Origin of the sequence: Halomonas sp. Y3 (assembly GCF_024137965.1) — a bacterium.
Lineage (GTDB): Bacteria > Pseudomonadota > Gammaproteobacteria > Pseudomonadales > Halomonadaceae > Halomonas > Halomonas mongoliensis.
The window spans coordinates 121,717-137,261 of sequence record NZ_CP099975.1 but is presented as its reverse complement, the minus strand read 5'-3'; the positions used below and the strand labels follow the sequence as shown (position 1 = coordinate 137,261).

The window sequence follows — 15,545 nt, the reverse complement described above, 5'->3', positions numbered from 1 at the left end:
AGGCACATTCCCATGACAGCCATTATTCTCTCCATCATGATCGTGCTCCTGCTGCTCGGGTTCCCGATGATGATTCCCCTGGCCACGGCGGCCTTCGTTGGTTTCTACATGACCTTCGGCGGCCTGGGCCAGATGGAAACCCTGATCCAGCAGATGATGGGCGGCATCCGCCCCACGGCGCTGATCGCCGTGCCCATGTTCATCCTGGCCGCCGATATCATGACTCGAGGCCAGTCGGCCAACCGCCTGATCAACATGGTCATGAGCTTCGTCGGCCATATCAAGGGGGGCCTGGCGGTCTCCACGGCGGCTTCCTGCACCCTGTTCGGCGCCGTCTCCGGCTCCACCCAGGCCACCGTGGTGGCGGTGGGCTCGCCGCTGCGCCCGCGCATGCTCAAGGCGGGCTACAAGGACCCCTTCACCCTGGCGCTGATCATCAACTCCAGCGATATCGCCTTCCTGATCCCGCCCAGCATCGGCATGATCATCTACGGGGTCATCTCCGGCACCTCCATCGGTGAGCTGTTCATCGCCGGCATCGGCCCGGGCCTGCTGATCCTGGCCATGTTCTCGGCCTACTGCATCGCCTATGCCTATATCAACAAGGTGCCCACCGAGCCGCGCTCCAGCTGGAAGGAGCGCGCCGTGGCGGTCAAGGATGCCCTCTGGCCGCTGGGCTTCCCGGTGCTGATCGTGGGCGGCATCTACGGCGGTATCTTCAGCCCCACCGAGGCCGCCGCGGCCTGCGTGCTCTACGCGGTGATCCTGGAGTTCGCGGTCTTCCGCTCGCTGAAGCTGCACCACATCTACGCCATCGCCAAGTCCACCGGCCTGATCACCGCCGTGGTCTTCATTCTGGTGGCGGTGGGCAACGGCTTCTCCTGGATCATCTCCTTCGCCCAGATCCCCCAGGCGGTGCTCGGCGCCGTGGGCATCAACGAGGCCGGCCCGGTGGGCGTGCTGATCGCCATCTCCATCGCCTTCTTCGTGGCCTGCATGTTCGTGGACCCCATCGTGGTGATCCTGGTGCTGACGCCGATCTTCGCCCCGGCCATCGCCGCTTCCGGCCTCGACCCGGTGCATGTCGGCGTGCTGATCACCCTGCAGGTGGCGATAGGCTCGGCGACGCCCCCCTTCGGGTGCGATATCTTCACCGCCATCGCCATCTTCAAGCGCCCCTACTGGGAGGTGATCCGCGGCACGCCGCCCTTCGTCTTCATGCTGGTGCTGGCGGCGGTACTGATCATCATGTTCCCGCAGATCGCCCTGTTCCTGCGCGACCTGGCGTTCCGCTGATCCAAGGAGGCATTGACGATGTTCAATCGGATACTGGTACCGGTGGACGGTTCCAAGGGGGCCCTGAAGGCCCTCGAGAAGGGCGTCGGCCTGGCGCTGCTGACCGGCTCGGAGCTCTACGTCCTGTGCGTCTTCAAGCATCACAGCCTGCTTGAGGCGTCGCTCTCCATGGTGCGCCCGGACAAGCTGGAGATCCCCGACGACGCCCTCAAGGAGTACGCCACCGAGATCGCCGTCCAGGCCAAGGCCCACGCCCTGGAGCTGGGCGTGCCCGCGGAGAAGCTGCGCGCCTTCGTCAAGGGGGGGCGCCCCTCGCGCACCATAGTGCGCTTCGCCCGCAAGCGGGAGTGCGACCTGATCGTGATCGGCTCCCAGGGCACCAACGGCGACAAGAGCCTGCTGCTGGGCAGCGTGGCCCAGCGGGTGGCCGGCTCCGCCCACTGCCCGACCCTGGTGGTATGATAGCCGCGCCGGTTCCCGGGCCCCGTGCCGGGGAACCGGCAAGGTTCCACCGGAGTCCCATGATCTCCACACATCGATGGCGCCAAGCGCCTAACCACAAGGCTCGTTCATGAAGAGACTGCTGACCACCGCTTCCCTGACCGCCCTGCTGGGCGCTGCCCCCCTGGCGCTGGCCGCCCCGGAAACCGATGAGGCGCGCCTCGGCTACAGCCTCGGCGTGACCCTGGGGCAGAGCATCCAGCAGGACGTGCGCGATCTGGACGTCGACGCCTTCACCCAGGCGGTCCAGGACGTCTTCGCCGGCGGCGAGCTGGCGATGAGCGACGAGGAGATGGCCGAGGCGCTGATGCGCTTCCAGCAGGAGGCCATGGCCGCCCGGCAGGCCGAGGCCGAGCAGAGGGCCGAGACCAACCGCGCCGAAGGTGAGGCCTACCTGGCCGCCAACGCCGAGGCGGAGGGCGTCGAGGTCACCGCGTCGGGTCTTCAGTATCGCGTGCTGGAGTCCGGCGACGGCGCCTCCCCGGGCCCCGAGGACGGCGTCGAGGTGCACTACGAGGGCACCCTGATCGACGGCACCGTCTTCGACAGCTCCTATGAGCGCGGCGAGCCGGTCAGCTTTCGCGTCAATCAGGTGATCGACGGCTGGCAGGAGGCCCTGCAGCTGATGAGCGTCGGTGACAGCTGGGAGATCGTGATTCCCGCCGAGCTGGGCTATGGCGCCCAGGGCCAGGGCCCCATCGGTCCCCATGAGACCCTGATCTTCCGCGTCGAGCTGCTCGACGTCACCACCGACTGATTGCGCCCCATGACCCCACCTCGTTTCCTGGCCGCCGGCGTGATGCTGGCGGTCATCGCGTCGCCTGCGGCCGCCGACCGCCTTCCCGACCTGCCCGCCCTTGACCTCTCCCGGGCCGATACCAGCGTGATCGGCGTCTCTTCCGGGGGCTACATGGCCACCCAGCTGGCGGTGGCCTGGCCGGAGCGCTTCAGCGGCCTGGCCGTGCTGGGGGCGGGCCCCTGGTCCTGCGCTCAGGGGACTCTGCGCCGCGCCCTGGGCCAGTGCATGACCACCCGGCTCGGCCCCCCCGACCTCGCCGAACTGGAGCAGCGCCTGGCGGGCTACCGGGAGCTCGATCGCGCCGGCAGCGCCGAGGCGCTTTCAGCGCTGCGCGCCTTCGTCTGGCACGGCAGCGCCGACGAGACCGTGGCCCCGGCCCTGGGGGCGGCCCTGGCCGAGCAGCTCGGCACCTGGCTGGAAGCGCCGGATGAGCAGCTGCGCTTCGTCGAGAGCGAGGGCATCGGCCACGGCTGGCCCATCGGCCACCGCGACACCCCACCCCCGGCCACGGAGCTGGGCGACTGCCGACAGGGCGGTGGCACCCACCTGCTGAGCTGCGGGCTGGAGATCGCCGACGAGGCGATGAACTGGCTGCACGACGGAGGAGCGGACGGGCAAGGGTCAGGCGAGCTGATCCACTTCGATCAGCGCGACTTCGCGGTCAAGGGGCTGGATGACTCGGGCTATCTCTTCGTGCCCGATGCCTGCCACGAGGGCGGCTGTGAGCTCACCGTGGCCCTCCACGGCTGCGCCATGGGCGCCGAGCAGATCGGCGAGCTCTTCGTGCGCCACAGCGGCCTCAACGAATGGGCCGCCGCCAACGACAGGGTCGTGCTCTACCCCCAGGCCGAGACCAGCCTGGCCAACCCCCAGGGGTGCTGGGACTGGTGGGGCTTTGCGGAGAGCACCTGGCAGCTCGACCCGCTCCATGACAGCCGCGACGGCACCCAGGTTCGCGCCCTGATGGGCATGATCGACCGGCTCCAGGAAGCAGCGACCCCGCGCTGAGGCGGGGTCGCAGGTTCAGCTGACGCGGACCTGGCGGGTCACAGCGCTTCGTCCAGGGCGGAGAGCAGGGCGTGGGGGGCCGGCGAATAGAGCACGCGCCGCAGGATGTCGCCGTCGCGATCCACCAGGTAGAGCGAGGAGCTGTGGTCGATGGTGTAGCCCATGGCCGACTCCGGGGTCTCGACTCGCCGCCACACCGCGCCGTAGCGACCGGCCAGCTCCTCGAGCTCGGCCTCGCTGCCGGTGGCGCCGATAAAGGCCTCGCCGAAATAGCCGGTGTACTCCGCCAGGCGCTCGATGGTGTCGCGCTCGGGGTCCACGGAGATCATCAGCGGCACCACCCGCTCGCGCTCCGCCTCGTCCAGCTCGGCCAGCGCCTGGCGCACCACGGCCAGGCTCATGGGGCAGACGTCGGGACAGTAGGTATAGCCGAAGAAGACCACCGCCACCTGGTCCTCTTCGAGCTGGGTCAGGGAGAAGTCACCCCGGGTGGAAGGCAGCTCGATGGGACCACCACTGAGTCCGTTGCCACTGCCGCCGGTGTTCATCTGCTGCTGGAAGAGGCCATAGCCTGCCACCCCCAGCATCAGTACCAGCAGCGCGATACCCGCCAGCAGCCCCTGTCGTTTCATAGCTGACTTCTCTCCACGTCGAAGTTGAATCCACTGCCCAGGCGCTCCTCGCCTTGGCTCACGATGACTCGTGCCCGCCAGGGCATGACCTGCTCGGTACAGATCGGAATCTGCCCGTCGCCGCGAAACAGACCATCGTCCTGCCGCGTCAGCGGATAGCGATGCAGCCCCATGTCCATGTCGCGGCCGACGAAGTCCACCACCACCGCCTCCGCCTCGATGCCCTCCAGGGCCACCGTCATCGGCAGGATCTCCAGGGCGCGGATCTCACCGTCGGCGCCCAGGTCCAGCGTCAGGCTTCCTCGCTCCCCAAGGGGTGCCCGACAGGCACCCTGGGCCAGGTCGCAGCCACTCTCCTCCGGATACCAGAGAATATTGTCGTCTCCGCGAAGACTGTAGCTGGCCAGATACCAGAGCGCCACGGCCACGGTCCCCAGGGTAAAGAGCACCAGCAGCCGCAGCAGCGGCGGGCGTGAAACGGCCGGTTCGGTGGAGGCAGGCGTTGTCATGGCAGCGTGTGAGGGCATTCACTAAAGGAAATGTCGGGTTAAGCTTATCAGCATTCGCCTGTGGCAGAGTGCGCAAGGATGTCGCAGGGCAACTCGACCAAGGAGATCGCGATGACGGGCGTGGCGAATGCACTGGGCCCCCTTTTCCTGCTGATCCTGCTGGGCGCCGTGCTGGGCCGCCTGCGCCAGCCGGGAGGGGACTTCTGGCCGCAGCTGGAGCGGCTGATCTATTTCCTGCTGTTTCCCGCCATGCTGGTCTCGACCCTGGCCACCGCCGACGTCAGCCAGGTGCCGGTGGGCCGGGTCGCCCTGGCGCTGCTCGGCGCCATGGGACTCTTCGGCGCCCTGCTCTGGAGGCTGCGAGGCTGGCTGGGCCTCGAGCCTGCCGCCTTCACCTCGGCCTTCCAGGGGGCGCTACGCTTCAACACCTATGTGGGGGTGGCCGGTGCCGCAGCGCTTCACGGTGCCCCAGGTGCCACCGTGGCGGCGGTGGCCGTGGCGCTGATGGTACCGGTGGTCAACGTCATGTGCGTGGCGAGCTTTATCGCCGCCGGCACCCTGGGGGCCGGCAGCCTCGGCAAGAGCCTGACCGCACTGACCCGCAACCCGCTGATCCTCGGCTGCCTGATCGGCATCGGCCTGAACGTGAGCGGCATCGGCCTCCCCGGCTGGAGCGCGGATACCGTGGAGCTGCTGGGGCGCGCCGCCCTGCCGCTGGGCCTGGTGGCGGTAGGGGTGGCGCTGCGCCCGGAGGCGCTGCTGCGCCTCGACCGCGGCATCTGGGCCACCAACGCCATCAAGCTGGGGCTGATGCCCGCCCTGGTACTGCTGCTCGCCCTGGCGCTGGGGCTCGACCCGGTGAGCCGCGACGTGGCACTGCTGTTTGCCGCCCTGCCCACCGCCACCTCCGCCTATATCCTCGCCCGCCAGCTGGGCGGCGACGCCGAGATGATGGCGGCCCTGATCACCGCCCAGACCCTGCTGGCCATGGCCACCCTGCCCCTCTGGCTGCGCCTGGCCGGCTAAGGGCGCCGCCAGGACAAACGCAAATAAAAAATATTCGCATTACTGTTGACGCCGCAAATGAGAATGATTACTCTTGTTTCCAGTGGCGTTGATGAGCCGCCACGGCCATCGCAGGTACCGCCAGTCACCTGCCATGGTTTCTCCCTCCTCATTGCTAGTCACGGTCTTGCCGCCGCCCTCACCAGGGCGGCTTTTTTTTGGTAGCGGTTCGACGCTTCGACGAATGGAGGCCGAAGGACTTCCGGCGGCAGGCACCAGCGCCTGCAATACCGCCGGGGCGCCTGCGGCGCCATTCGCTCGGGGAACCCGAGCTCCTACTGGGCAATGTCACGCCAGTCTGCGAAGAATCTTTTTGTATCGCAGAAGCAACGAAGCCCCCGCATGGGCGGGGGCTTCGAAGAGCGTGGGAGGCGCGGGATCAGTCGACGCGGCGGTAGATCAGGTCCCAGACGCCGTGGCCCAGCTTCTCGCCGCGGACCTCGAACTTGGTCAGCGGACGGAACTCGGGCCGCGGCACATAGGGGGCGGTCTCCGGCGCCGCGGTATTGGCATAGCCCGGCGCGGCGTCCATCACCTCGGCCATCCACTCGGCGTAGGCCTCCCAGTCGGTGGCCATGTGGAAGGTGCCGCCGACCCTGAGCCGGGTGCGCACCAGCTCGACGAAGGCGGGCTGCACGATGCGCCGCTTGTGGTGCTTCTTCTTCGGCCAGGGGTCGGGGAAAAAGAGCTGCAGGGTCTCGAGGCTTCCCTCGGGCAGGCACTCCTCGAGCACCCTCAGCGCATCCTCCCGATAGACCCGCAGGTTGGTCAGGCCGCGCTTGTCGGCCTCGTCAAGCAGCTTGCCCACGCCGGGGGCGTGCACCTCGATGCCGATGAAGTCGGTATCGGGGTGGGTCTCCGCCTGCTCCACCAGGGAGGCCCCCATGCCGAAGCCGATCTCCACCACCCGCGGCGCGCGGCGCCCGAACAGGGCATCCAGGTCCTGGCGGCCCTCGGCCAGGGTCAGCCCCAGCCGCGGCCACACCTCCTCGAGGCCCCGGGTCTGGGCCTGGGTCATGCGCCCGGCGCGCAGCACATAGCTCTTGATGCCGCAGCGGTGCAGGGGGGCATCGGGCCCTTCCGGCCCGGTGGTGGCGGTATCGTCGCGGGATTGGTCACTCATGGATCATGGGGCTCTTGTCGGGTCTCGGGAGCTCAGCCGTTGATGCGGCCGGCAAAGGGCGAAGAGGGGTCGGCGCTCTGGCGGCGCGGCATGCGCCCGGCCAGGAAGGCCTCGCGCCCCGCCTCCACCGCCTTCTTCATGGCGCTGGCCATCAGCACCGGCTGGCGGGCATGGGCGATGGCGGTGTTCATCAGCACGCCGTCGCAGCCCAGCTCCATGGCCATGGCGGCATCGGAGGCGGTGCCGATGCCGGCATCCACCAGCACCGGCACGCTGGCCTGCTCGATGATCAGGCGGATGTTGTGGGGGTTCTGGATGCCGTGGCCGGAGCCGATCAGCGAGCCCAGCGGCATGATGGCGCAGCAGCCCAGACGCTCCAGCTCACGGGCCACGATGGGGTCGTCGCTGGTATAGACCATGACGTCGAAGCCGTCCTTGATCAGCGCCTCGGCGGCGGCCAGGGTCTCCACCACGTTGGGATAGAGGGTCGAGTCGTCCCCCAGCACCTCGAGCTTCACCAGGCTGTGGCCGTCGAGCAGCTCCCGGGCCAGCTTGCAGGTGCGCACCGCGTCCTTCGCCGTGTAGCAGCCGGCGGTGTTGGGCAGCAGGGTGAAGCGCTCCGGCGGCACCACGTCCAGCAGGTTGGGCTCCCCCGCCTCCTGGCCCAGGTTGGTGCGCCGTACGGCGAAGGTGACCACCTCGGCGCCGGAGGCGGCGATCGCCTCGCCGGTCTCGTCGAAGTCCCTGTACTTGCCGGTGCCGACCAGCAGGCGGGAGGAGAATTCGCGCCCGGCGACGCGCAGGGGCTGGTCCTGGAAGAAGTCTGTCATCGAGTCTGCCTTACTGTGATTGTCTTCACGGTGTGGGGGCGCGGGATGCTCAGCCGCCCCCGATGGCGTGCACCACCTCGACCCGATCGCCCTCGGCCAGGCGAGTGGCGGCGTGTTCGCTGCGGGGCACGATCTCCTCGTTCACCTCCACGGCGATGCGGCGGCCGGCGAGTCCCAGGGACTCGATCAGCGCGGCGATCGTCGGGGCCGGCGTGAGGTCGGGCGCCAGGGTATGCGCCTCGCCATTGAGCTGGATCTGCATGGCGTTCTCTCTGCGCTTGTCGTTGCTGTCGTCATGGACCGCGGGGCCCGCCGGGCGGGCGCCAATCGCGGGCATCCATTGTAGCCGAGTCCGCCCGGCCGGGGTACGGTAGCGACCCTGGACGCAACGGGAGGAGCAGACATGCAGGATAGAGGCTGGTGGCTGGGGGCGGCACTGTCGGGCGCCCTGGTGGTCATGGCGGGGGCCTTCGGCGCCCACGCCCTGGAGGGAACCCTGACGCCGCGCCTGGTGGCGGCCTTCGAGACCGGGGTGCGCTATCAGGCGTGGCACACCCTGGCGCTGCTCGCCGTGCTGGCCTGGCGCGCCGCGATGCCCCTGGCCGGGCAGCGGCTGGCCATGGGGCTATGGGCGGCCGGCATGGGGCTCTTCTCGGGCTCGCTCTACGCCATGGCGCTGACCGGTGCCGGCGGTCTGGGCATGATCACCCCCTTGGGCGGGGTGCTGCTGATCGCCGGCTGGCTGGCCCTGGCCGCTGCCGTGCTGCGCGCCCCGCGGGACTGAGCCGGCTCAGTCCCGGTCGGGCAGGGCATAGGTGGCGGTCACCAGCGCCACCGGCTGCTCGTCGCCGGCGGAGAAGAGCTGCACCTCGCCCACCGCCAGGCGGCGACCCAGCTTGAGGATGCGCGCGGTGGCGATGATGTCGCGGTCGCCCCGGGGACGGCGCAGGAAGCGGCAGTGCAGGTCGCTGGTGACCGCCATAGGCTCGGGGCCGATCTGGGCCAGGATCGCCACGTAGAGGCAGACGTCGGCCAGCCCCATCAGGGTGGGACCGGAGACGCTGGCGCCGGGGCGCAGGTGCTCGTCATCGATGGCCAGGCTCATGGTGGCGCGCATATGGTCCACGGCCTCGATGGTACCGATACGCTGGGGAAACACCTCGTCGAGAAAATCCTCGATGGTGGCGGCGGTCATCACGGTCATCGGCGGGCTCCTTGCAGTGAATGGGGCGAATTGACGCTGGCGTCAACATAACCGAAAGCGCCCCGGGCAGGTACCCGGGGCGCTTCTGGTTCAGCGGTGACACCGCGCTGGCTTGCCTGGCCTCTGGTTTACTTGGCCTTGTGCACGGCGCGCCAGTGGTGCAGGAGCGGCTCGGTGTAGCCGGAGGGCTGCACGCGGCCCTTGAAGATCAGGTCGCTGGCCGCCTGGAAGGCGCTGGAGCCCTGGTAGTCGGCGCTCATCGGCGTGTAGGCCGGATCGTTCGCGTTCTGCTCGTCCACCACCTTGGCCATGCGCTCCAGGGTCTCCTGGACCCGGGCGGCGTCGACCACGCCGTGGTGCAGCCAGTTGGCGATGTGCTGGCTGGAGATCCGCAGGGTGGCGCGGTCCTCCATCAGGCCCACATCGTGGATGTCCGGCACCTTGGAGCAGCCCACGCCGTGCTCCACCCAGCGCACCACGTAGCCGAGAATGCCCTGGCAGTTGTTGTCGAGCTCCTGCTGGATCTCCTCGTCGGACCAGCTGGCCTCGGCGGCCACCGGCACGCTGAGCAGCTCGTCCAGGTAGTCCGGCTCGCCCTGGGCCTCCAGCTCGCGCTGGATGCCGGTTACGTCCACCTGATGGTAGTGCAGGGCGTGAAGCGTGGCCGCGGTGGGCGACGGCACCCAGGCGGTGTTGGCGCCGGCCTTGGGATGGCCGATCTTCTGCTCCAGCATGGCGGCCATCAGGTCCGGCATGGCCCACATGCCCTTGCCGATCTGGGCGCGGCCGCGCAGGCCGCAGGCCAGGCCGATCTGGACGTTGTTCTTCTCGTAGGCCTGGATCCAGGCGGCGCCCTTCATGTCGCCCTTGCGGATCATCGGGCCCGCCTCCATGGCGGTGTGCATCTCGTCGCCGGTGCGGTCCAGGAAGCCGGTGTTGATGAAGACCACGCGGGAGGCGGCCTCGTTGATGCACGCCTTGAGGTTCACCGTGGTGCGGCGCTCCTCGTCCATGATGCCCATCTTGAGGGTATCGCGGGCCATGCCCAGCAGGTCCTCGACGCGGCCGAAGAGCTCGTTGGAGAAGGCCACTTCCTTCGGACCGTGCATCTTCGGCTTGACGATGTAGACGGAGCCCTCGCGGGAGTTGCGCGGTTCACCCTCGCCCTTCTTGAGGTCGTGCAGGGCGATCAGGCCGGTCACGATGCCGTCGAGGATGCCCTCGGGCAGCTCATTGCCCTCGGCGTCGAGCACCGCCGGGTTGGTCATCAGGTGGCCGACGTTGCGCACGAACATCAGCGAGCGGCCGGGCAGGGTCAGGCTGCCGCCGTCCGGAGTGGTGAACTGGCGATCGGCGTGCAGGCGGCGGGTGATGGTCTTGCCGCCCTTCTCCACCTGCTCCTCCAGGTCACCCTTCATCAGGCCCAGCCAGTTGGCGTAGACGCCCACCTTGTCCTCGGCGTCCACCGCGGCCACGGAGTCCTCACAGTCCATGATGGTGGTCAGCGCCGCCTCGACGACCAGATCCTTGACGCCGGCCGGGTCGGTCTTGCCGATGGGGTGGCTCGGGTCGATCTGGATCTCCAGGTGCAGGCCGTGATTGACCAGCAGCACCGACTCGGGGGTCGCCGCCTCGCCGGTATAGCCCACCAGCTTGCCGGGCTCCTTGAGACCGGTCTCGCGGCCGCCCTCCAGGGTCACCACCAGATGGCCGTCACGCAGGGCGTACTTGACGGCGTCGCGGTGGGAGCCGGTGGCCAGCGGCGCGGCGCGGTCCAGCAGGCCGCGGGCGTAGGCGATCACCTTCTCGCCGCGCTTGGGATTGAAGCTGGTGCCCTTCTCGGCGCCGTCCTCCTCGGAGATGGCATCGGTGCCGTAGAGGGCGTCGTAGAGGCTGCCCCAGCGCGCATTGGCGGCGTTCAGCGCATAGCGGGCGTTGCTCACCGGCACCACCAGCTGGGGACCGGCCTGGACGGCGATCTCGCGATCCACGTTGCCGGTGGTCACCTCGACCCTGGCCGGGGCCTCGGCCAGATAGCCGATCTCCTTCAGGAAGGCGCGATAGGCCGCCATGTCACCCACCGGGCCGGGGTTCTCGCGGTGCCAGCCGTCGAGCTGCTCCTGCAGACGCTCACGCTCAGCGAGCAGTTCGCGGTTCTTCGGGGTCAGATCATGGAAGAGGGCATCGACGCCGGCCCAGAACGCCTCGGCATCGACGCCGGTACCGGGAAGCGCCTGCTCATTGATGAAGCGGTCCAGCTCGGCGGCCACCTGGAGGCGATGGCGGGTAACACGTTGGGTCATGGTGGATCTCCTCGTGCTTGGCAGCCGGCGTGTCGCGTGCCAGTCTGCCGGGACAGGGGTTGTGTGACTGCTCTGGCCTCGATTTTGTGGAAAATACTTCCATGTGTAAACCCGAAAAGCCTCGGGAAGGCGGCCAGCTAGACCAAAAGATAAGGTGAGACCGGGCAGGCGTGGCTTGCTCGTGGTGCACCGCCTGGCTTGACGCTAGCATAGCCGGGCGCCGCGGAGGACACGATGAGCGACTTCACCCCCCTACAGGCGCTGGGCCCGGTTCGGCTGATCGAATCACTCGATGCGGTGCCCGGCGGCGACCACCTGGAACGCTACCTGGGCCACTATGGCCTGGCCCCCTTGCTGGCCGAGCATGTCGGCCTCTACGTGGGCTATGTGGATGCCCAGGGCTTCCGCCTCTGGACCCAGGTCTGGAGCCCCGCCGAGCCGGTGGGCACCGCCTTCGTGGTGCACGGCTACTTCGACCACCTGGGCCTCTATCGTCATCTGCTGGAGCGCCTGCTGGAGCGCCGCTGGCGGGTGGTCCTCTGGGACCTGCCCGGCCACGGCCTCTCCAGCGGGGCCCGCGCCTCGATCAAGGACTTCGCCGACTACAGCGGCTGCCTGGAGGCGCTGCAGACCCACCTGCAGCAGGAGGAGCTGGCCCCGCGCCCCTGGCTGGGCGTCGGCCAGAGCACCGGGGCGGCCATCCTCGCCACCGACGCCCTCACCCGCGGCGAGGACAGCCACTGGGCGGGGCTGGCGCTGCTGGCCCCTCTGGTGCGTCCCTGGGGCTGGCGCCAGGCCAGCTGGCTGCACCTGCTGGCCGGTCCCTTCCTGAGCTCCGTCCCGCGCAAGTTCCGCCCCAACTCCACCGACGAGGAGTTCGCCGCCTTCCTGCGCGACAAGGATCCCCTCCAGGCCGACCGGGTCGCCGTGGACTGGGTCAGCGCCATGCGCCGCTGGATGCCGCGCCTGCTGGCGCTGCCTCCCAACCCGGTGCGCACCCTGATTCTCCAGGGGGAGCAGGACCTGACGGTGGACTGGGAATGGAACCTGGGCGTGCTGGCCCACAAGTTTCCCAATGCCGAGATTCACCGCCACCCCGAGGCGCGCCACCACCTGGTCAACGAGGCCGAGCCGATCCGCCTGGCGCTCTTCGAGAGCCTGGACCGCTTTATCGACGACCTGGCGCCTGTCGCTGCCCACCCGGAGACCGACTCCCCATGAACGCCAGCCGCACGCCACGCCCGCTGCTTGCCCCCCTGCTCCTCGCGCCTCTGCTGCTCGCCGGCTGCGCCGCGGCCCCCGACCGCCCCGAGACCCTGCGCCAGGCGCTGTTCAACCTGGGCGAGCGCGCCGCCGATCGGGTCATGGAGGCGCCTCCCCTGCCGAAACCGCCCGGCGACCAGGTGCTGCTGCTGGCCGCCCCGGAGGTCAACGGGGAGCTCGGCATCGGCCAGGAGCGCTTCCTGGAGAGCCTGACCCGGGCGCTGCTGGCGGTGAGCGACGGCCCCCAGGTGCTCGACTGGAGCGATAGCATGGGCGACGGCGCCGGCGATAATCAGTGGCGGCTGGAGAGTCGGCTGATGGCCGACGGACCGCGGCTGCGGCTCTCGGACCGGGAGCTCTTGCCCTACCGGCTGACCCTGGTGCTGCGCCGCCCCGGCAGCGACTCGCCCCAGTGGGAGGAGAGCCTGCAGGGCGCCCTGGACGCCACGGCGCTCTAGGCCAGCCCCTGCCTACCCCTTGAGCAGCCGATCCAGCTGGCGGTAGCCCACCGCCTCGATCAGCTGCTCCCGGGCCGGCTTCGGTTCGCCGGCCAGGTCCGCCAGGGTCAGTGCCACCCGCAGCACCCGGTGGTAGGCCCGGGCCGAGAGCTTGAGCCGCTCCAGCACACCGGCCAGCCAGGCGCGATCGGCGGCGGCGAGGCCGCAGGCCGCCTCCAGCTCCCGCCCGGCCAGGTGGGCATTGAGGGCACCCCGCGCCAGCTGCCGCTCCCGGGCCGCCACCACCCGGGCCCGCACCGCCGCCGAGGGTTCGCTCTCGGCCGCCGCCGTGAGCTGCTCCGGCGGCAGCGCCGGCACCTCCACCTGCAGGTCGATGCGATCGAGCAGCGGCCCCGAGAGGCGCGCCTGGTAGCGCTGGATCTGGGCCGCGGTGCAGTGGCAGGCCTGGCGCGGATCGCCCAGATGGCCGCAGGGGCAGGGGTTCATGGCCGCCACCAGCATGAAGCGGGCCGGATAGCGGCGCTCATGGCTGGCCCGGGCGATATGGATCCGCCCCGACTCCATGGGCTCGCGCATCACCTCCAGCACATGGCGGGAGAACTCCGGCAGCTCGTCGAGGAAGAGCACCCCGTGATGGGCCAGCGAGATCTCGCCGGGGCGGGGCTTGGCCCCGCCGCCCACCAGGGCCACGGCGCTGGCGGTGTGATGGGGCGACCGGAAGGGGCGGCGGCCCCACTCCGCGGCCAGGGGCAGTCCGCTCACCGAGCGCACCGCCGCCACCTCCAGCGCCTCCTCATCGGTAAGCGGCGGCAGGATGCCCGGCAGGCGGCTGGCCAGCATGGTCTTGCCGGTGCCGGGAGGGCCGGCCAGCAGCAGGTTGTGGGAACCCGCGGCGGCCACCTCCAGGGCGCGGCGCGCCTGGTGCTGGCCGCGCACCTCGGCCAGGTCGGGGAGCGCCACCGACGCCTCGGGCGGGCGGGAGAGCCGGTGCGGCGCAATGGGCGCTCGCCCCAGCAGATGGCCAACCACCTCCAGCAGGTGGTCGGCGGGGAGCACCTCGAGATCGCCGGCCAGTGCCGCCTCATCGGCGTTGGCCCGAGGCACGATGAGTCGCCGGCCGGCCCGGCGGGTGGCCATGGCCAGGGGCAGTACGCCGTGAACCGGGCGCAGGCGACCATCCAGCGCCAGCTCGCCGACGCTTTCGGTCGCCTGCAGCGCATCGGGGGGGAGCTGGCCCGAAGCCAGCAGCAGCCCCAGGGCGATGGGCAGGTCGAAGCGCCCGCCCTCCTTGGGCAGGTCGGCGGGGGCCAGGTTGAGGGTGATGCGACGCAGGGGGTAGTCGAAGCCGGCGTTGACCAGGGCGCTGCGCACCCGCTCGCGGCTCTCCTTCACGGCGGTTTCGGGGAGGCCCACCAGGGTCACCCCCGGCAGGCCGTTGGCCAGGTGGACCTCCACCTGGACCTCGGGGGCCTCGAGGCCGAGGCCCGCACGGGTATGAACGATCGCCAGCGTCATGGGCGCTCCCTCGCCTGGAGTCATGCCCCAAGGCTAGTCCAGAGCCGGCCCCCCTGCCCGGCGTCGGATCAGCGGCCGGCTTCGCCGCCGCCGGCGTCCTCCTCGGGGCGAGGCGTGTCGCCCTCGGCGGCGGCCGCCGGGGCGTCGGTCGGCGCCTCGCCGGTGCGCTGCTCCAGCAGCGCCTCGAGCCCGGCGACCTGCTGCTCCAGGGCCTCGACCCGGGCCCGGGTGCGCTGCAGCACATCCATCAGGATGTCGAAGTCCTCCCGGGACACCAGCTCCAGGCGGTCGAAGGCGCCGCGCACCACCTGCTGAATGCCCTTCTGCACCTCTTCCGGCGCCTGGGACGCGCCCTGCAGGCGCTCACCGATCTGCTGGGCCAGTCGGCCGATACGGTCATGGCTCACCATGGGTCTCTCCTGAACGTGGGAATGCCGGCTACAGGATACGCATGCCCCGCCGCGAGCGCATGCCCCACCGCTGCGCCAGGATGGCGCGCCTGCACCGACAGCCGGCACCAAGACGGTGCAGAAGCCTTTGCTGCGCTGCAACCACCTCGTCCGACCAGCCTCGAAAGCGACCCCAACCATTTGATTTAAAAGACTGCAAAGTGTCGATGGCACGATTATGGCCATGTCAGGGCATGCGGCCACCGCGCCGATACCCAACGCAACCGGGGAGACAAGGGATGAAACTCATCACCGCCATCATCAAGCCGTTCAAGCTCGACGACGTCCGCGAGGCGCTGGCCGACAACGGCGTTCAAGGCATCACCGTCACCGAGGTCAAGGGCTTCGGCCGCCAGAAGGGCCACACCGAGCTCTATCGCGGCGCCGAATACGTCGTCGACTTCCTGCCCAAGGTCAAGGTCGAGGTCGCCGTGGACGACTCTCGCCTGGAGACGGTGCTCGACGCCATCTGCAGCGCGGCCAACAGCGGCAAGATCGGCGACGGCAAGGTCTTCGTCACGCCGCTGGAGGACGTGATTCGCATCCGCACCGGTGAACGCGGCCCCGACGCCGTCTGATCGTTTCCTGCC

At 69.6% G+C, this 15,545-nt stretch carries 18 protein-coding genes; 9 read left to right on the top strand and 9 right to left on the bottom strand.

Features of this window, described 5'->3' with window-relative positions:
• Positions 1–12: 12 nt before the first annotated feature.
• The 4 genes from NHL60_RS00680 to NHL60_RS00665 all read left to right on the top strand — a co-directional run bounded on the left by NHL60_RS00680 (position 13) and on the right by NHL60_RS00665 (position 3,604).
• Positions 13–1,296 carry a TRAP transporter large permease gene (locus NHL60_RS00680; RefSeq protein ID WP_253447658.1) on the top strand — a complete coding sequence of 428 codons (1,284 nt, stop codon included), beginning with the start codon at positions 13–15 and terminating at the stop codon, positions 1,294–1,296.
• A gap of 18 nt (positions 1,297–1,314) precedes the next feature.
• Entirely contained in the window at positions 1,315–1,758 is a 444-nt protein-coding gene (locus tag NHL60_RS00675) for a universal stress protein (RefSeq protein ID WP_253447655.1), read from the top strand.
• Positions 1,759–1,867: 109 nt separating this feature from the next.
• Entirely contained in the window at positions 1,868–2,554 is a 687-nt protein-coding gene (locus tag NHL60_RS00670; RefSeq protein WP_253447652.1) for an FKBP-type peptidyl-prolyl cis-trans isomerase, read from the top strand.
• Between the two features lie 9 nt (positions 2,555–2,563).
• Complete coding sequence (locus NHL60_RS00665) at positions 2,564–3,604, top strand: poly(3-hydroxybutyrate) depolymerase (protein WP_253447650.1); 1,041 nt, start codon at positions 2,564–2,566, stop codon at positions 3,602–3,604.
• A gap of 38 nt (positions 3,605–3,642) precedes the next feature.
• On the opposite strand, the gene NHL60_RS00660 is transcribed toward NHL60_RS00665, so the two are convergent.
• Together NHL60_RS00660 and NHL60_RS00655 are read right to left on the bottom strand one after the other, a co-directional pair.
• A complete protein-coding gene (locus NHL60_RS00660; protein ID WP_253447647.1) occupies positions 3,643–4,236 on the bottom strand; it encodes an SCO family protein in 594 nt (197 codons plus the stop codon).
• Complete coding sequence (locus tag NHL60_RS00655; RefSeq protein WP_253447644.1) at positions 4,233–4,745, bottom strand: hypothetical protein; 513 nt, start codon at positions 4,743–4,745, stop codon at positions 4,233–4,235. Before NHL60_RS00655 ends, NHL60_RS00660 begins: the two co-directional genes overlap by 4 nt.
• Positions 4,746–4,856: 111 nt before the next feature.
• On the opposite strand from NHL60_RS00655, the gene NHL60_RS00650 reads away from it, so the two are divergent.
• Positions 4,857–5,771, top strand: coding sequence for an AEC family transporter (locus NHL60_RS00650; protein WP_253447641.1), 915 nt, complete (start codon positions 4,857–4,859; stop codon positions 5,769–5,771).
• Between the two features lie 418 nt (positions 5,772–6,189).
• Here the strand turns inward: NHL60_RS00650 and trmB are convergent, their stop codons facing one another.
• The 3 genes from trmB to thiS are packed head-to-tail and all read right to left on the bottom strand — an operon-like array spanning position 6,190 to position 8,025.
• Positions 6,190–6,933 carry a tRNA (guanosine(46)-N7)-methyltransferase TrmB gene (gene trmB / locus NHL60_RS00645; protein WP_253447638.1) on the bottom strand — a complete coding sequence of 248 codons (744 nt, stop codon included), beginning with the start codon at positions 6,931–6,933 and terminating at the stop codon, positions 6,190–6,192.
• A gap of 32 nt (positions 6,934–6,965) precedes the next feature.
• Positions 6,966–7,763: a thiazole synthase gene (locus tag NHL60_RS00640; RefSeq protein WP_253447635.1), complete on the bottom strand. Its 798-nt coding sequence runs from the start codon at positions 7,761–7,763 to the stop codon at positions 6,966–6,968.
• 49 nt (positions 7,764–7,812) lie between these two features.
• Positions 7,813–8,025, bottom strand: coding sequence for a sulfur carrier protein ThiS (thiS, locus tag NHL60_RS00635; RefSeq protein WP_253451921.1), 213 nt, complete (start codon positions 8,023–8,025; stop codon positions 7,813–7,815).
• A 141-nt stretch (positions 8,026–8,166) separates the two neighbouring features.
• Between thiS and NHL60_RS00630 the strand changes: the two genes are divergently transcribed.
• Positions 8,167–8,547 carry a DUF423 domain-containing protein gene (locus NHL60_RS00630; RefSeq protein ID WP_253447632.1) on the top strand — a complete coding sequence of 127 codons (381 nt, stop codon included), beginning with the start codon at positions 8,167–8,169 and terminating at the stop codon, positions 8,545–8,547.
• Between the two features lie 6 nt (positions 8,548–8,553).
• Here the strand turns inward: NHL60_RS00630 and NHL60_RS00625 are convergent, their stop codons facing one another.
• The gene (locus NHL60_RS00625) at positions 8,554–8,967 is read right to left on the bottom strand and encodes a PaaI family thioesterase (RefSeq protein WP_253447629.1); all 414 of its coding nucleotides are present in this window, start codon (positions 8,965–8,967) and stop codon (positions 8,554–8,556) included.
• A gap of 128 nt (positions 8,968–9,095) precedes the next feature.
• Positions 9,096–11,270: a malate synthase G gene (locus tag NHL60_RS00620; RefSeq protein ID WP_253447626.1), complete on the bottom strand. Its 2,175-nt coding sequence runs from the start codon at positions 11,268–11,270 to the stop codon at positions 9,096–9,098.
• A 234-nt stretch (positions 11,271–11,504) separates the two neighbouring features.
• Between NHL60_RS00620 and NHL60_RS00615 the strand changes: the two genes are divergently transcribed.
• Entirely contained in the window at positions 11,505–12,491 is a 987-nt protein-coding gene (locus NHL60_RS00615; protein WP_253447623.1) for an alpha/beta hydrolase, read from the top strand.
• Positions 12,488–12,991 carry a hypothetical protein gene (locus tag NHL60_RS00610; RefSeq protein WP_253447619.1) on the top strand — a complete coding sequence of 168 codons (504 nt, stop codon included), beginning with the start codon at positions 12,488–12,490 and terminating at the stop codon, positions 12,989–12,991. The genes NHL60_RS00615 and NHL60_RS00610 overlap by 4 nt, the downstream gene beginning before the upstream one ends.
• Before the next feature lie 12 nt (positions 12,992–13,003).
• On the opposite strand, the gene NHL60_RS00605 is transcribed toward NHL60_RS00610, so the two are convergent.
• Both NHL60_RS00605 and NHL60_RS00600 read right to left on the bottom strand, forming a co-directional pair.
• Entirely contained in the window at positions 13,004–14,506 is a 1,503-nt protein-coding gene (locus tag NHL60_RS00605; RefSeq protein ID WP_253447616.1) for a YifB family Mg chelatase-like AAA ATPase, read from the bottom strand.
• Positions 14,507–14,574: 68 nt separating this feature from the next.
• Positions 14,575–14,916, bottom strand: a complete 342-nt coding sequence (locus NHL60_RS00600; protein WP_253447613.1) for an accessory factor UbiK family protein — start codon at positions 14,914–14,916, stop codon at positions 14,575–14,577.
• Positions 14,917–15,194: 278 nt separating this feature from the next.
• Between NHL60_RS00600 and NHL60_RS00595 the strand changes: the two genes are divergently transcribed.
• Positions 15,195–15,533 carry a P-II family nitrogen regulator gene (locus NHL60_RS00595; RefSeq protein ID WP_253447610.1) on the top strand — a complete coding sequence of 113 codons (339 nt, stop codon included), beginning with the start codon at positions 15,195–15,197 and terminating at the stop codon, positions 15,531–15,533.
• Positions 15,534–15,545: the final 12 nt, after the last annotated feature.

What these genes read in the sequence shown, in the direction of transcription:
- NHL60_RS00680 (WP_253447658.1), top strand. Translation starts at nt 13, where the DNA reads ATGACAGCCATTATTCTCTCCATCATGATCGTGCTCCTGCTGCTCGGG.
- NHL60_RS00675 (WP_253447655.1), top strand. Translation starts at nt 1,315, where the DNA reads ATGTTCAATCGGATACTGGTACCGGTGGACGGTTCCAAGGGGGCCCTG.
- NHL60_RS00670 (WP_253447652.1), top strand. Translation starts at nt 1,868, where the DNA reads ATGAAGAGACTGCTGACCACCGCTTCCCTGACCGCCCTGCTGGGCGCT.
- NHL60_RS00665 (WP_253447650.1), top strand. Translation starts at nt 2,564, where the DNA reads ATGACCCCACCTCGTTTCCTGGCCGCCGGCGTGATGCTGGCGGTCATC.
- NHL60_RS00660 (WP_253447647.1), bottom strand. Translation starts at nt 4,236, where the DNA reads ATGAAACGACAGGGGCTGCTGGCGGGTATCGCGCTGCTGGTACTGATG.
- NHL60_RS00655 (WP_253447644.1), bottom strand. Translation starts at nt 4,745, where the DNA reads ATGACAACGCCTGCCTCCACCGAACCGGCCGTTTCACGCCCGCCGCTG.
- NHL60_RS00650 (WP_253447641.1), top strand. Translation starts at nt 4,857, where the DNA reads ATGACGGGCGTGGCGAATGCACTGGGCCCCCTTTTCCTGCTGATCCTG.
- trmB (WP_253447638.1), bottom strand. Translation starts at nt 6,933, where the DNA reads ATGAGTGACCAATCCCGCGACGATACCGCCACCACCGGGCCGGAAGGG.
- NHL60_RS00640 (WP_253447635.1), bottom strand. Translation starts at nt 7,763, where the DNA reads ATGACAGACTTCTTCCAGGACCAGCCCCTGCGCGTCGCCGGGCGCGAA.
- thiS (WP_253451921.1), bottom strand. Translation starts at nt 8,025, where the DNA reads ATGCAGATCCAGCTCAATGGCGAGGCGCATACCCTGGCGCCCGACCTC.
- NHL60_RS00630 (WP_253447632.1), top strand. Translation starts at nt 8,167, where the DNA reads ATGCAGGATAGAGGCTGGTGGCTGGGGGCGGCACTGTCGGGCGCCCTG.
- NHL60_RS00625 (WP_253447629.1), bottom strand. Translation starts at nt 8,967, where the DNA reads ATGACCGTGATGACCGCCGCCACCATCGAGGATTTTCTCGACGAGGTG.
- NHL60_RS00620 (WP_253447626.1), bottom strand. Translation starts at nt 11,270, where the DNA reads ATGACCCAACGTGTTACCCGCCATCGCCTCCAGGTGGCCGCCGAGCTG.
- NHL60_RS00615 (WP_253447623.1), top strand. Translation starts at nt 11,505, where the DNA reads ATGAGCGACTTCACCCCCCTACAGGCGCTGGGCCCGGTTCGGCTGATC.
- NHL60_RS00610 (WP_253447619.1), top strand. Translation starts at nt 12,488, where the DNA reads ATGAACGCCAGCCGCACGCCACGCCCGCTGCTTGCCCCCCTGCTCCTC.
- NHL60_RS00605 (WP_253447616.1), bottom strand. Translation starts at nt 14,506, where the DNA reads ATGACGCTGGCGATCGTTCATACCCGTGCGGGCCTCGGCCTCGAGGCC.
- NHL60_RS00600 (WP_253447613.1), bottom strand. Translation starts at nt 14,916, where the DNA reads ATGGTGAGCCATGACCGTATCGGCCGACTGGCCCAGCAGATCGGTGAG.
- NHL60_RS00595 (WP_253447610.1), top strand. Translation starts at nt 15,195, where the DNA reads ATGAAACTCATCACCGCCATCATCAAGCCGTTCAAGCTCGACGACGTC.